Raw genomic sequence first — 14,360 nt, 5'->3', positions numbered from 1 at the left:
TCAATTCTGGTGAGGGGAGCGGCACTTCACGAGTGGCACATCTGCCCCTGATCGCAGGATTCGTGCCGTCCCGTGCCAGACTGCTGCGATGTCCGCCCCGATACCCGACCTGCTGCCTGCCGCGACGGCCGCTCCGATTCCCGCCGCCGCCCCGCCCTTCGCGTCCGTCGCCGCGTACGTCCCGGCCGGCGCCGGCATGCTCGCCGTCGGCATCGTCGCCGAGGTGTTCGGGCCCCACGGGGCGGAGGTGCCCGGGTTCGACTTCGCCCTGTGCGCCGACCGGCCCGGCCCCGTGCCCACGGACTGCGGGGTGCCGCTCGCCATCACCCACGGGCTGGACCGGCTCGCCTCCGCCGACCTGCTGATCGCCCTGCCGGGGGCCGGTTTCCGCACACCGCCCGCCCCCGCCGTCCTCGACGCGCTGAGGGCCGCGCACGCGCGCGGCGCCGTCGTCGCCGCGCACTGCGTCGGTACGTTCGCGCTCGCCGCCGCCGGCCTGCTCTCCGGCCGGCGCGCCACGACCCACTGGCGGTTCGCGGAGCTGCTGGCCGGCCGCCACCCGGACGTCACGGTCGAACCCGACGCCCTCTACGTCGACGAGGGGAGCGTCGTCACGGGCGCGGGGGCCGCCGCGGGCTTCGACCTGTGCCTGCACCTGCTGCGGCGGGAGCACGGCGCCGCGCTGGCCAACGCCGTCGCCCGGGACATGGTGCTGCCGTCCCACCGCGAGGGCGGGCAGGCCCAGTACCTGTCCGCGCCGGTCCCCGAGGACGGCCGGGACGACCGGCTGGCCGAGGTCCTGGACTGGGCGCGCGAGCACCTCCACGAGCCGCTGCCCGTCACGGAGCTGGCCCGGCGCGCCATGATGAGCAAACGTTCCTTCGCCCGTCGTTTCACCGCCGCGACCGGCACCACCCCGCACGCCTGGCTGCGGAGCCTGCGGCTGAGCCGGGCCGAGGAGCTGCTGGAGACCACGGGGCTCCCGGTCGAGGAGATCGCCCGCCTGGTCGGGTACGGGAGCGCGGCCGTGCTGCGCGAGCAGTTCGTACGGCGGCGGGGGGTGCCGCCCCGCTCGTACCGGCGCGCCTTCGCCCGTACGTCCTCGTGAGGGACATGAGGGATCGGAAGGTCCCCGGCAGCCCCTTCGGCGGACCGGGCACGAGCCCCGCGAGCCGAACCTGCCACTTTCGCCCGGGTATGGGGTAATACAGGCGGTGGCGGGCGCTGCGGAAGGCCCGCCGCGGATCCGAGCGGCAAGGGTGGTTCCGGTGGCCCAGAGCGAGCCGACCGCGCCCCTGGACGGGCCAGGGGCCGCGATGCTGGACGCCCTGTTCAGCCAGTCCCTCGTGGGCCTGCACCTGCTGGACACCGACCTGCGGGTCGTCCGCGTCAACACCGCCACCCCCGCCATGCGGGACGTACCGGTCGAGGACGTCGTCGGACACCGTGTGGACGAGGTGTACGGACTGCTCGACGCCGACGAGGTGATGGCGCTCGTCCGGGGAGTGCTGGACAGCGGCGTGCCCTTGGTGGCACACATCGTACGGGCGCACCGCCGCGGCGATCCCGGCCACCAGTACTTCCACGAGATCTCCGTCTTCCGTCTGGAGACGCCGTCCGGGGACGTGCTCGGCCTCGCGGTGGCCGTGGTCGAGGTCACCGAGCGGGAGGAGAGCCGGGCCCGCGAGGTGGTGCTGGAGATGACCCGCGAGCACGTGGGGCGCACGCTCGACGTGCTGGAGACCTGCCAGGAGCTCGTGGACGTCCTGGTGCCGCGCGTGGCCGACATCGCGGTCGTCGAGGTGGTCGACGCCGTGCTGCGGGGTGACCATCCTCCGCTCGCTCCCCTGCCGCGGGACGTTCCGCTGCGCCGCGCGGCCTTCCGCAGCGCGGCGGGCGGCGGCACCGACGCCGATGCCCCGCAGGCGCATCCGCTGGGCGACGTACGGGCGCTGCCCGGTCCCACCCCGTACACGCAGGCGCTCTCCGACCTGCGGCCCCGGGCGGTCGCGTCCCTGGACGAGGACCTGCCGTGGCTGGCGGCGGACCCGGCCCGCGCGCGGGCGATCCGCGCGGCGGGGGCCCACACCCTGATCACGGCGCCGCTGACCGTGCGGGACACCGTGCTGGGCCTGATCAGCCTCTACCGGACGCGGCAGGGCGAACCGTACGACGAGGACGACGTCAGCCTGCTGCTCCAGGTGGCCGACCACACGGCGCTGTCCATCGACAACGCCCGCCGCTACACGCGCGAGCACACCATCGCGGCGACCGTCCAGCGCCAGCTGCTCCCCCGGCGTCCCAGCTCGCACCCCGCGCTGGAGACGACGCCCCTGCTGCTGCCCCCCGACAGCGGCGGGCAGTGGTACGACACCATCCCGCTGTCCGGGGCCCGGACGGGCCTGGCGGTGGGCGGGGTCGTCGGCCGGGGGCTGCACGCCGCCGCCGTGATGGGGCAGTTGCGTACGGTCGTCCGTTCGCTGGCGGCGTTCGACGTGGAGCCCGACGAGCTCCTCGCGCGGCTGAACGACACGGCGACGTTCCTGGCGGCCGAGCGGGCCACCCTGCCGACCGCCGACCCCCTGCACCGGCAGGCGCTCGCCGCGCGCTTCGCGTACGCCGTCTACGATCCGCTGACCCTCACCTGCACGGTCGCGGGGGCCGGCTCCCCGAGCCTGGTCGTCGTCCACGCCGACGGGAGCACCGAGGTCCGCAACGTGCCGGCCGGGTCCCTGCTGGGCAGCGAGGACAAGACGCCCTTCGCCGCGACGGCCTTCACGGTCCCCGAGGACAGTCTGCTGATCCTCTCCGACACCCCGCTGCCGGCCCTGGTCGCGTCCGGCGACGCGGACGCGCTGCGGCGGCTGGCCGAGCAGCACCGCGGCCGCCCGCTGGAGGACCTGCGCGACGACGTCCTGTACGCGCTCGCCGGCTCCGCGGAGCCCGGCCCGACCGCGCTGCTGCTCGTCCGGACCCACCCCTTCCCCGCCGACCGGGTGGGCGTCTGGCAGCTCCCGGACACCCCGACGGTCGTCGCCACCGCCCGGCGCCTGGTCCGCGACCGGCTGGCCGACTGGGGGGTGGAGCGGGAGACGGCCCACGACACCGAACTCATCGTCAGCGAGCTGGTCACCAACGCGGTGCGCTACGGGAGCCCGCCGCTGGAGCTGCGCGTCATCAACGACCGGGCGCTCACCTGCGAGGTCCGGGACGGCAGCGCGTCCACCCCGCGGCTGCGCCACGCGAGCGTCGCCGACGAGGGCGGCCGCGGGCTGTTCATCGTCGCCCAGCTCGCCCAGGCCTGGGGCACCCGTTACACCCCCGAAGGCAAGATCATCTGGACGGAACAGAACCCGCCCCCGGGCTGATTGCGGGCTGACCCCGGGCGGCGCCCGCCGGACGGCCCGGCGCCGGGGGTGGGAGGGGCGCGTGTGACCATGGCCCCTTTGGCAGATCCGCATCACATGGGGGGACCATGCGCACCCGTACCCGTACCCGTACCACCACCGCCGCGGCCGGCCGGGGCGTCGCCGTGGCGCTCGCGGCCGCGCTCGCGCTGGCCGGCTGCACCGCCTCGTCCGGCGACGGGCCGCAGGGGAAGGGCAGCGGCTCCCCCGCCTCCGCCCCGGCGGCGCCCGCGCGGGGTGGCGGCTCCGGGTACGAGGGGCCCCGGCCGCAGGACCAGAACCTGCTGGCGTGGACGGGCGACCCGAACGACGCGGGGCACGTCACCGCCCAGTCCGCCGCAGGGGTCGGGGGCCGCGTCACCCTGGTGCGGATCGTGCTGCGCGAGCAGATCACCTGGTCCAACATCTGGCTGGGGCTGGCCGGCGTCGACCCGAACGCCAAGCTCGCCGACTGCCAACTCGGCGTCTACGACGCCCAGGGCACCCTGCGCGCCTCGACGGCGGACGTCTCGCCGCAGCTGATGACCGAGGCGGTCGCCAAGCCGCTGCCGCTCGCCAAGCCGTTCACCGCCGCCCCCGGCACCTACTTCGTGGCCCTCCTCCTCAACGGCGAATGGACCACCAACGCCCTCACCCTCAAGGCCACCGGCGCCGGGATCTCGGTCAACGCGGGCCTGACCCCGCCGAACCTCCGCTACAGCACGATCCTGACGGGCCAGACCTCCCTGCCGGCCACCGTGAACCTCGCGGAGCAGTCGACGAGCACGATCAACACCGGCTGGGCCAGCCAGTGGTACGGAGTCTCCTGACCCGTTCCGGCCAGCTGGGACCCGCTTTGACCTGGGGTTTCCCCTCCATGATGGGTAGAATCGAGGCACCGGGACCAAGGGGGGACCACATGGACGACGCGGACGGCGCGGGTCACATCGAGGTGCCGGCGGCAGCCGCGTGGCGCAACACGACGCACGACTGGGCGGCCGGCGTCGACACCGGCCACCTCTCCCGCATCCGCGACGACGCCGCGGCGTTCGCCCCCGGCGGGCTGCGGCACCTGGTCCTCGAAGTCGTCGCCTACGCGGCCGACGAGGCGGAGTCGAGGGGCGGGGGGCGCTGTACCGTCACCCTCCACGCCGACGGCTCGGTGTCGGTCGCGGACGACGGCCGGGGCACCGACACCCGCTTCGACGACGCCGGCCGGGCGGTGAGGAAGCCGGTGATGGCGACGAAGGACCTCCGGTTCTTCGACCACCCCGAGCCACCGCCGCTCCCCGACGGCCACCCGCGCCGCGGCATGTCCGTCGTCGCCGCGCTCAGCGCCTGGCTCGTCCACACCAACCGCCGCGCGGGCGGGGCCTGGACCCAGCGCTACGAGTACGGGGTGCCCGTGACCGGCCTGACACCGGTCGCCGACGACGGCACGACCGGGACGCTCGTCCACTTCCGCCCCGCGGAGCCCCTGCCCGCGCCGGACGGACCGGCCGGGCCGGGCGCACCGGCCGCCGCCGGGACGACGGCGGCGTGGGCCGGGAGCTGGCCGCACCTGTCCGTCGAGGTGGTCGACCGCCGGACCGGGGTCAGCCGGCCCCGGCCCCGGCCGCCGCGCGCGGGTCGATCGGGGTGAGGACCCCGAGCCGGTCCTCGACGGCCCGGGCCGCCGCCAGGCACAGGTCCTCGCGGAACGCGCGCCCCACGATCTGGACCCCGGACGGCAGCCCGCCGGCCACCCCGGTCGGGACGGCCACCGAGGGCACGCCGACGAAGCTGGTCACCGTGCACAGGCGCATGGCCGTGGCGACCCGGTCGCGCCCCGCCCGGTCGCGGGACTCCAGACCCGGTTCGACCGGGGGTTCGGTGAAGACCGGGCCGAGCAGCAGGGGGTACGCGTCGAGGAACTCGGCCCACGAGCGGCGGATGTTCAGCCAGGTGCCCATCAGCTTCACGAGCTCGTCGGCGTTCGCGGGCGGGGTGCGCTCCATGGCCATCGCGATGTAGCGGTCCCCGCCCTCGCCGAGCAGGCCGCGCACCACCGGCCAGGTCGGGGCGAACTCGGTCACGGTGATCCGGCCGTACGCCTCCAGGGCCTCGTCCAGTCGCGGGACGTCGGGCACCTCCCGTACGTCGTACCCGGCGTCCCGCAGCGCCTCGGCGGCGGCCTCGACGGCCGCGCGGATCGCGGGGTGGACGCCGTGCCCGCCGGGGTCCGCCACGACGGCGACCTTGACCGGCCCGGGGAGCGGCTCCCCGTAGGCGGGCACCGGTACGGCCCGGGGGTCCCGCGGGTCGGTGCCCACCAGGACCTCGTACGCGAGGCGGAGGTCGGCGACGGTACGGGCCAGCGGGCCGTCGGTGACGAGGAACTGGGACGCGGGGCCGGGGTCGTCCGGGCCGAGGACGCGGTGGTCCGCCGGGAACCGCCCGCTGGTCGGCTTCAGCCCGGCCACGCCGCAGAACTGGGCGGGGATGCGCACCGATCCGCCGGAGTCGTTGCCGAGCCCGAGCGCGGCCATGCCGGTGGCGACGGCGGCCCCGTCGCCGCCGCTGGAGCCGCCGGGGGTGCGGCCCGGGTCCCACGGGTTGACGGTGTCGCCGAACAGTTCGCTGCGCGTGTGCATCCCGGCGAGGATCAGGGTGGGGATGTTGCTGTGCCCGATGGGCACGGCTCCGGCCGCGCGCAGCCGGGCCACCGGGGGCGCGTCGGCCGGTGCGAGGAGGCCGCGGAAGCGCTCCACGCCCAAGGTGGTCGCCGTGCCTTCGACGGCGGTGCTCTCCTTCACCGTGAACGGCACGCCCGCGAGCGGCCCGAGGGGCTGCCCGGCGGCGCGCCGGCGGTCCGTCAGCGCCGCGGCCCCGCGCGCCCGGTCGGCGAAGAGCTGGGTGACCGCGTTGATCCGCGGGTTGACCTCGTCGATGCGCTCCAGGTGACTTTCGACCAGCTCGACGGCGGACACCTCCCCCGCGCGCACCGCTTCCGCCTGCGCGGTGGCCGGCATCCTCCACAGGTCGTCCCGCATGACGCCCCTCCTTCTCCCGTACGCGTGTCCGTTCCGGACCCCGTTCCGATGCGAGCGCATCGGAACGTCCAGACCGTACCCCAAGAACCGATACGAGCGCATCGGATAAAGTGCGTGACCCAGGACTCCGACGAGAGGCGGCCGGGCATGCCCCGACAGGTGGACCACGCGGAGCGGCGCCGCCGGATCGCCGACGCCGTCTGCGAACTCGCCGACGAGCGCGGGCTGGAGGGCGTGACCCTGCGCGATGTCGCCGCCCGCGCCGAGGTGTCGATGGGCGCCGTCCAGCGCTGCTTCCGCACCAAGGAGGAGATGCTGGTGTTCGCCCTCGGGCACATCGGCGAGCGGATCGGCGCGCGCGTACGGGCCCGCCTGGTCAGGAGCCCGGCCCAGTCGGCCGGCACCGCCCTGGGGCACGCGGCCACGGAGGTCGCGCTGCTGCGGGAGGAGCACCGCGCCGAGGCCAGGGTCTGGCTCGCCTTCGTGGCGCAGGCGGCCGTCAGCGAGGTGCTGGCCCGCACCGTCCAGGCCAACTACGCCGTCCTGCAGGAGTCGTTCGCCCGCCTCATCGAGGAGGCCTGCGCGGACACCGGCGCCGCCGCCGGGGCCCGCGCGGACACCGGCCGCGCCGCGCCCCTCGACCCGCGGCGCGAGGCCCGCGCCCTGCTCGCCCTCGCCGACGGCCTCACCACGCACGTCCTCATCGGCCACCTCACCCCCCGGGAAGCCGAGGACGTCCTCCACACCCACCTGGCGCGCCTCCTCCCGCAGTAGCCGGCGGGGCCCGGCATTCGTCGGAAGAGAGCCCGGCGTACGCGGGCGCGGGAGGGCGCGCGGGGAGCCGGATGCGCCCGATGCCCGAGATTGTCGTGGGTGGGCGTGCACATTCGGGGGGTCCGGGGGCTTGGCTGGTGTGTGTGGGTCCTTCGGTTTCTCCTGCCGAAGGGCCGGGGGACAGGCCCACATTCGGCTACCGCACACAACACCGGAAGGATTCGCGCCGACGTGAATCGTGTCGAGAACGCCGCCTCCGTCCTGATAGCGCCCGCGACGCGTGGCCGCCGTGACGAAGATGCAGGCCGCCCCTCGGGGGCGGCGACGCCGATGACCAGCCGTGGGTGAACGCATGTGTGAAGGCGAGTTCGACTCGTCCGGGGACCGGGCGGTCTCCAGTGAGCTGGCCGGAGTCCTGCCCGTGGAGTACGTGGCCTTCCACTCCCAGCACCACAGCGCGTACCTGCGCTACGCGCACCTCCAGCTGGGCGGCCGGCAGGGGGCGGTCGCCGTCGTGGACGACGTGTTCACCTTCCTGCTGAAGGTCTGGCCGCAGGCGCTGCGCGAGGAGAACCTGCACGCCTTCGCGTGGGCCGTGCTGCGCGAGCACGTCGAGCGGTGGCTCGCGGTGCTGGACCGGCCGGTGGCCATGGTGGAGACGGCCTGGTTCGCGGCGCTGCGCCGCACCTCGCGCAAGCGGCTGGAGCTCCTGGAGTCCAAGCTCGGGCTGTACGCGGCGATCGCCGAGCTGCCGGAGCGGCATTACGACGTCGTCCTGCTGACGTTCCTGGAGGGACTGGAGGGCGAGACGGTCGCGCAGCTGATGGGGATCTCCCCGGCGACCGTCCGCTCCCACATCCGGGGCGCCCGCCGGACCCTGGCCCGAAAGATCGGGCTGGACGTGGCTCCCGGAGAGGAGAAGGACCAGTGACCGACAGCCCCCGCGACCGTGACGCCGTGCTGTGGGAGGTGGCGGAGGCCCTGCGTGACGCGGAGGTCCTCGGCGACGAGTACGCCGGCTACGACGAGGACGCGGCCCGGCGCAGGGTCGCGCGCCGGGTCGTGGCCGACCGGATCCGCGCCCTCGCCGCGCGCCGCCGCACCCGCAGTACGCGGACCCGCCGGCAGCTGCCGGCGCCCCCGCGGTCCCCCCTCTCGGCCGCCGCCGACCGGCAGCTGTTGCTGGACGCGGCCTGCCACGTACGCGCCGTACGGGCCCTGGACGCGCTGACCCGGGCGCTCGTCGACAGCGACCGGTTCACCGAGCACGCGCTCCAGGCGCGGGACTGGCCGCACAGCCAGGAGTCCGCGCTGCTGTTCGGCTGCCTGCTGCACCTGGTCGGCCGGATGGAGGGCGCGCAGTTCTGGTTCCAGTACGCGGCCGGCGCCGGCTCCCGTACCGCCGCCGTCGCCCTGTACCTGCTGCACCTCTCGCGCGCCGAGGTCTCCACGGCCCGGCACTGGAAGCGGCAGGCCGGCGAACTGCCCCTGGACGAGGGGCTTCCGGTGCTGCCGGCGTTCCCGAGCGAGCTGGAGGCTCCGCTGGGGGCCTCGGTCATCTGGACCTCTCCGCCCATCACCACGCAGGACCTCACCGCCGTCGGCCCGCCGCCGCCCGCCGACTCCCGCTCGGCGCGGCAGCTGCCGGTGATGCTGCGGCGGGCGGTCACCGCGCTGGTCCCTGAGGAGGACCCGGACCTCGGCGAGGTCTTCACCACCAGCGCCCAGCTGGCCATCGCCCTGGCCCGGTGCGCGCGGCTCAATCCGTTCCGGCTGACGCAGGAGGCGAACCCGTGGGCGTCGCTGCGGCCCGCGCACCTGACGCACGCCCGGCGGCGCGTGCTGGGCGGGCGGGCCCCGACCGCGCTGGCCTCCGTACACCAGGCGCTGCGCGTGCTGGAGGTCGTCAACCGCCATACGGGCGGCGTCAGCCTGGCGCAGATCGCCCGGGAGACCAAGCTCCCGCAGCTGATGCTGGCGCGGGTCATGGAGCATCTCGTACGGACGAACCTGGCGACCCCCGTCGGCCCCGGGGCGTACGTCGCGGGGGCGGCGCTCGTGCTCACGGGGGTCTCGGGCGCGGGCGGGCCGGGGCAGTTGCCGCAGACGCTGGCCTTCGTGCGCGACGCCGTCGGCGCGGCGGTGTACGTGGGGCGCTACTGCGACGGCGAGGTGTCCATCACCCAGTACGCCGACGGGCCCACCGCGCCGGTGGTGGAGGAGTGGGTCGACTTCCGCGCGGCCGCGCACGCCTCGGCGGTCGGCAAGGCGCTGCTGACCCAGCTGGACCACGACGGCCGCAAGGACCACCTGGCGCGGCACCGGGCGGACCGCCTCACCGAGCACACCCTGGCCAGCGAGCAGGCGCTGTTCCGCCAGCTCGACGACCGGCGGCCCAACGCCCCGCTGCTGGACCTCCAGGAGTACGCCATCGGCACGGTGTGCGCGGCGGTCCCGCTGACCTCCGGCCCGAACGCGGAGTGCGTGGCGCTGTCCCTGCCGGGCCCGGACCCGCGCCGGCTGCGCCAGGCGGCCCGGGTCCTGCAGAACGAGGCGGCGGCGGTCCTCCTCGCCCTCCTGGTCAGCGGCACCGCCCCGGCCCCGCTGACGACGGCGGGCTAGCCGCTTCCCGTCCGGGCGCCGGTGCCGGGCCGTCGTGGGGGCGGCCCGGTACCGTCCGCCGGGCGGGCGCGTTCCACCAGGAGGACGCAGGCGGCCGCGCCCAGGGAGACGAGCCCGCCGACGTACAGCGCGCTGCGCGCTCCGTGGTGCACGGCGAGCCAGCCGACGGCGAGGGCGCCCAGCGGGGTGGAGCCCTGGAGGATCAGGGTGTAGAGGGCGAGCACCCGCCCCCGGTAGCGCGGGTCGCTGCCCAGCTGGATCCGGTGGTTGGCGGCCTGCGCGAAGTAGATCGTCGCGAAACCGGTCAGCCCGGTCAGGGCGACCGCCGCGCCGTACGTCGGGGCCCAGCCGGCCAGCGTCTCCAGCGCCCCGAAGGCGAGCGCGGATCCGGTGACGACACGGCTGGAGGGGCGTCCCCGGCGGCCGGTGGTGGCGAGGGCGGCGAGCAGCGAGCCGGCCGCGAAGGCGGTGGTGAGCAGGCCGAACGAGGCGGCGTCGGCGTGGAAGACGGTCTTGGCGAGCAGCGGCAGGGTGAGCTGGAAGTTGAACCCGAACATCCCGAGGGCCAGTACGAGGCCCAGCGACAGCATCAGGTCGGGGCGGGTCCGGACGTAGCGCAGTCCGTCGCCGACGCTCCCCCGCCCGGCCCGGGGCGCCCGGCGCAGCTCCGCCGGGCGCATCATGCGCAGGGCGACGACGGTGGCCAGGTAGCTGACGGCGTTGAGGACCATGACCGGGCCGGTGTCGAAGGCCGCGATGAGCGCGCCCGCGAGCGCCGGGCCGAGGACGCGGGCCACGTTGAAGTAGACGCCGCTCAGCGCGGAGGCGTTGGGCAGCAGGTCGGCGCCGACCATCTCGCTGACGAAGGCCATCCGCGTCGGCACCTCGGCGGCGTTGACGGTGCCCAGGCACAGCGCGAACAGCAGGACGTGCCACAGCCTGACCGCCCCGGCCAGGACCAGGGCGGCGAGGACGAGGGCGCAGACCCCGGACAGCAGGTTGCAGACCGTCAGCAGCATGCGTTTGTCGTACCGGTCGGCGAGCCGGCCCCCGTACAGGGTGAGCAGGAGCACGGGGGTGAACTGCAGGGCGGTGACCGCGCCCAGGGCGGCGGCGGAGTCCCCGGTGAGGGCGAGGACGAGCCAGTCCTGGGCGACGACCATCATCCAGGTCCCGCCGACCGACAGCACCTGTCCGGCCGCGAAGAGCCGGAAGTTGCGGACGGACAGCGAGCGGAAGGTGCCCGCGAGCGTGGTGCGCATGGTCCTCCGTGGGGGGCGGTTGCCTGGTGGCTACCGGCCAAGGACACCACGTCCCGCTGGAGTCTCAGTCGATCAGGTGCGGCGCGAAGGCACGGGCGGCGTCCGTGCCGTACGTCTGCTCGATGCTCATGAGGAGGTCGGCGGGGGCGAGTTTGTACGTCTGGGTGCCGACGACCTGGAGCACGACGGTCGCGAGCGCGCAGCCGAGCCGGGCCGCCTGCTCGTGGTCCAGGCCCCAGGCGACGGCGGCGAGGAATCCGGAGCGGAAGGCGTCGCCGACTCCGGTGGGGTCGGCAACGGATTCGGCCGGTACGGCGGGTACGTGCAGCCACGGTTCGCCGGAGCGGCCGATGTCGGCGCCCGCCGCGCCTCGGGTGATCACCCAGACGCCGGTGCGCTCCAGGACCTGCTCGATGCTCCAGCCGGTGCGTTCCTGGAGGAGGGCGGCCTCGTACTCGTTGGTGAACAGGAAGCGGGCGCCTTCGACCAGCAGGCGCGTCTGCGGTCCGTCGAGGCGGGCCAGCTGCTGGGAGGGGTCGGCGGCGAAGGGGATGCCCAGGCGCCGGCTCTCCTCGGTGAGGCTGAGCATGGCCCCCGGGTCGTTGGGGGCGATCACGGCCAGGCCCAGGTCCCCGGTCCGCTCCCGGACCGAGGCCAGGGTGATCCGGCCGGCCTCGGCCATGGCGCCCGCGTAGAAGGTGGCGATCTGGTTGAGGTCGAGGTCGGTGGTGCACACGAAGCGCGCCGTGTGCAGGGTTTCGCTCCGGTGCACGCTGGAGGTGTCGACCCCGTTGTCCTCCAGCCAGGTTCCGTACTCGCCGAAGTCCTTGCCGGCCGCTCCGGCGAGTACGGAGGTGATCCCGAGGCGGGAGAGGCCGAGGGCGATGTTCGCCGCCACTCCCCCGTAGCGCACCTCCAGGTCGTCCGCGAGGAAGGACAGCGAGACCCGGTCCAGCTGATCGGCGATCAGCTGGTCGACGAACCGGCCCGGGTAGGCCATCAGATGGTCGGTGGCGATCGATCCGGTCACTGCGATGCGCACGGGGAACTCCTGTGAGTACGGCGGGCGGGTGTCAGAGACCGGCGGCCTGGCGCAGGGCGTCCACGCGGTCGGTGCGCTCCCAGGTGAAGTCCGGCAGCTCGCGGCCGAAGTGGCCGTAGGCGGCGGTCTGGGCGTAGATCGGGCGCAGCAGGTCCAGGTCGCGGATGATCGCGGCCGGGCGGAGGTCGAAGACCTGGCCGATGGCGTCCTCGATCTTCTGGACCTGGACCTTGGCGGTGCCGAAGGTCTCGACGAACAGGCCCACCGGCTCGGCCTTGCCGATCGCGTAGGCGACCTGGACCTCGCAGCGCGAGGCGAGACCGGCGGCGACCACGTTCTTGGCGACCCAGCGCATCGCGTAGGCGGCGCTGCGGTCCACCTTGGACGGGTCCTTGCCGGAGAAGGCGCCGCCACCGTGACGGGCCATGCCGCCGTAGGTGTCGATGATGATCTTGCGGCCGGTCAGACCCGCGTCACCCATCGGGCCGCCGATCTCGAAACGCCCGGTCGGGTTGACGAGGAGGCGGTAGCCCTCGGTGTCGAGCTTGATGCCGTCCTTCGCAAGCTCCTTGAGCACGTGCTCGACGACGAGTTCGCGGACGTCCGGGGTGAGGAGCTTCTCCAGGTCGACGTCCGCCGCGTGCTGCGAGGAGACGACGACCGTGTCGAGGCGGACGGCCTTGTCGCCCTCGTAGGCGATGGTGACCTGCGTCTTGCCGTCGGGGCGCAGGTAGGGGACGGCCCCGCTCTTGCGGACCTCGGACAGCCGGCGCGAGAGCCGGTGCGCCAGGTGGATGGGCAGCGGCATCAGCTCGGGGGTCTCGTCGGTCGCGTACCCGAACATCAGGCCCTGGTCGCCCGCGCCCTGCTTGTCGAGCTCGTCCTCATCGCCCTCGACCCGGGTCTCGTAGGCGGTGTCGACGCCCTGCGCGATGTCCGGGGACTGCGCGCCGATGGAGATGGACACGCCGCAGGAGGCGCCGTCGAAGCCCTTGGCGGACGAGTCGTAGCCGATTTCGAGGATCTTGTCGCGGACGAGCTGCGCGATCGGGGCGTACGCCGTGGTCGTCACCTCGCCCGCGATGTGCACCTGGCCGGTGGTGATGAGGGTCTCCACGGCCACACGGGAGGTCGGGTCCTGGGCGAGGAGGGCGTCGAGGATGGTGTCGCTGATCTGGTCGGCGATCTTGTCGGGGTGCCCCTCGGTCACGGACTCCGAGGTGAAAAGGCGGGTGGACATGGAACTCCTCAGGTGGGCAACGGTGTACGGACGCCCGGGCGGCGGGCCCGGGCACACACGATCCCCGCACCGGTGCGGAGGGGAAGGGGTGGAACCGGTGCGGGGAAGTCTGTGAGGGGAACGCGGTCAGCGTACGGAGACGATGGACCGGTTTTCGTCAGGCGCCTTCACGGGATTGTCAATTCGATGTCAGGGATTGCTGACGTTCCCGGGACGCAGGCGCCGTCGGTGACGGTGACGGTCACCGAGACGGCGCTGCCGCGCAGTTCGTCGGCGTAGGCCCGCCGCGCCTGCCCGGCCCGGGTCCCGCCGGGAGCGCCCGGCGGGCGGGCGCTCCCGGCGTGGTTGACCAGGACGTGCAGCCGCCCCACCTCGGCGTCCAGGCGCATGGCGGCGAACTCGGCCGACGCCTCGTCGGTGACGTCGAGGTGCAGGAAGCGTACGTCCGCTCCCCGGGCGCGCAGTTCGCTCGCGGCGGCGCGGCCGCGCTCGGTGTCCGGGGCGCCGAGGTAGACGACCAGGCCGTGCCCGGCGAGCTGCCGGGCGATCTCGCGGCCGGTCGCCTCGTCAGCTCCGGCGACGACGGCGACGCGGGCGGTGTCCGAGGACATGGGCTGGCTTCCTTCTCCGTGGTGGGCGGCCAACGCGCGGTCAGTAGCGGTAGTGGTCCGGCTTGTAGGGGCCTGCGACGTCCACGCCGATGTAGGAGGCCTGCTCCGGGCGGAGGGTGGTGAGCTTGACGCCGAGGGCGTCCAGGTGGAGACGCGCGACCTTCTCGTCGAGGTGCTTGGGCAGCACGTAGACATCGGTCGGGTACTCCGCCGGCTTCGTGAACAGCTCGATCTGGGCCAGCGTCTGGTCCGCGAACGAGTTCGACATCACGAACGACGGGTGACCGGTCGCATTGCCCAGGTTCAGCAGGCGACCCTCCGACAGCACGATCAGGACCTTGCCGTCGGGGAACTTCCACGTGTGGACCTGCGGCTTGACCTCGTCCTTCAC

At 74.3% G+C, this 14,360-nt stretch carries 13 protein-coding genes; 7 read left to right on the top strand and 6 right to left on the bottom strand.

Features of this window, described 5'->3' with window-relative positions; translation table 11 throughout:
• The first annotated feature begins 196 nt into the window (after positions 1–196).
• From IE248_RS24175 to IE248_RS24160, 4 genes are all read left to right on the top strand, one after another.
• Complete coding sequence (locus tag IE248_RS24175; protein WP_047961287.1) at positions 197–1,108, top strand: GlxA family transcriptional regulator; 912 nt, start codon at positions 197–199, stop codon at positions 1,106–1,108.
• A 160-nt stretch (positions 1,109–1,268) separates the two neighbouring features.
• Positions 1,269–3,368, top strand: a complete 2,100-nt coding sequence (locus IE248_RS24170) for a SpoIIE family protein phosphatase (RefSeq protein WP_308438177.1) — start codon at positions 1,269–1,271, stop codon at positions 3,366–3,368.
• 107 nt (positions 3,369–3,475) lie between these two features.
• Positions 3,476–4,216: a hypothetical protein gene (locus tag IE248_RS24165; protein WP_190031648.1), complete on the top strand. Its 741-nt coding sequence runs from the start codon at positions 3,476–3,478 to the stop codon at positions 4,214–4,216.
• 89 nt (positions 4,217–4,305) lie between these two features.
• Positions 4,306–5,028: an ATP-binding protein gene (locus IE248_RS24160; protein ID WP_190031647.1), complete on the top strand. Its 723-nt coding sequence runs from the start codon at positions 4,306–4,308 to the stop codon at positions 5,026–5,028.
• Here the strand turns inward: IE248_RS24160 and IE248_RS24155 are convergent.
• Positions 4,982–6,418 (bottom strand): amidase, encoded by a 1,437-nt coding sequence (locus IE248_RS24155; protein WP_190031646.1) that lies wholly within the window; start codon positions 6,416–6,418, stop codon positions 4,982–4,984. The two genes, IE248_RS24160 and IE248_RS24155, sit on opposite strands and share 47 nt — an antisense overlap.
• Before the next feature lie 147 nt (positions 6,419–6,565).
• Between IE248_RS24155 and IE248_RS24150 the strand changes: the two genes are divergently transcribed.
• The 3 genes from IE248_RS24150 (at position 6,566) to IE248_RS24140 (ending at position 9,814) form a co-directional block, all read left to right on the top strand.
• Positions 6,566–7,192: a TetR/AcrR family transcriptional regulator gene (locus IE248_RS24150; protein WP_100582317.1), complete on the top strand. Its 627-nt coding sequence runs from the start codon at positions 6,566–6,568 to the stop codon at positions 7,190–7,192.
• A 352-nt stretch (positions 7,193–7,544) separates the two neighbouring features.
• On the top strand, positions 7,545–8,123 hold the full coding sequence (locus tag IE248_RS24145; protein WP_229895483.1) for an RNA polymerase sigma factor: 579 nt from the start codon (positions 7,545–7,547) through the stop codon (positions 8,121–8,123).
• Between the two features lie 887 nt (positions 8,124–9,010).
• Entirely contained in the window at positions 9,011–9,814 is an 804-nt protein-coding gene (locus IE248_RS24140; protein ID WP_373301610.1) for an IclR family transcriptional regulator domain-containing protein, read from the top strand.
• On the opposite strand, the gene IE248_RS24135 is transcribed toward IE248_RS24140, so the two are convergent.
• The 5 genes from IE248_RS24135 to IE248_RS24115 form a co-directional block, all read right to left on the bottom strand.
• Complete coding sequence (locus tag IE248_RS24135) at positions 9,811–11,076, bottom strand: MFS transporter (protein ID WP_124291070.1); 1,266 nt, start codon at positions 11,074–11,076, stop codon at positions 9,811–9,813. The two genes, IE248_RS24140 and IE248_RS24135, sit on opposite strands and share 4 nt — an antisense overlap.
• 64 nt (positions 11,077–11,140) lie before the next feature.
• Positions 11,141–12,118: a carbohydrate kinase family protein gene (locus IE248_RS24130; protein ID WP_073794859.1), complete on the bottom strand. Its 978-nt coding sequence runs from the start codon at positions 12,116–12,118 to the stop codon at positions 11,141–11,143.
• 31 nt (positions 12,119–12,149) lie between these two features.
• Complete coding sequence (gene metK, locus IE248_RS24125; RefSeq protein ID WP_190031645.1) at positions 12,150–13,358, bottom strand: methionine adenosyltransferase; 1,209 nt, start codon at positions 13,356–13,358, stop codon at positions 12,150–12,152.
• Positions 13,359–13,525: 167 nt separating this feature from the next.
• On the bottom strand, positions 13,526–13,969 hold the full coding sequence (locus tag IE248_RS24120; protein ID WP_190031644.1) for an SDR family NAD(P)-dependent oxidoreductase: 444 nt from the start codon (positions 13,967–13,969) through the stop codon (positions 13,526–13,528).
• A gap of 40 nt (positions 13,970–14,009) precedes the next feature.
• On the bottom strand, positions 14,010–14,360 hold a 351-nt coding region (locus IE248_RS24115; protein WP_190031643.1), incomplete at its 5' end, for an adenosylhomocysteinase.

The organism is Streptomyces goshikiensis (assembly GCF_014650555.1).
GTDB classification, from domain to species: Bacteria; Actinomycetota; Actinomycetes; order Streptomycetales; family Streptomycetaceae; genus Streptomyces; species Streptomyces goshikiensis.
Note: the sequence above shows the minus strand (reverse complement) of the source record. Positions and strands in the feature narration are given on the sequence as shown.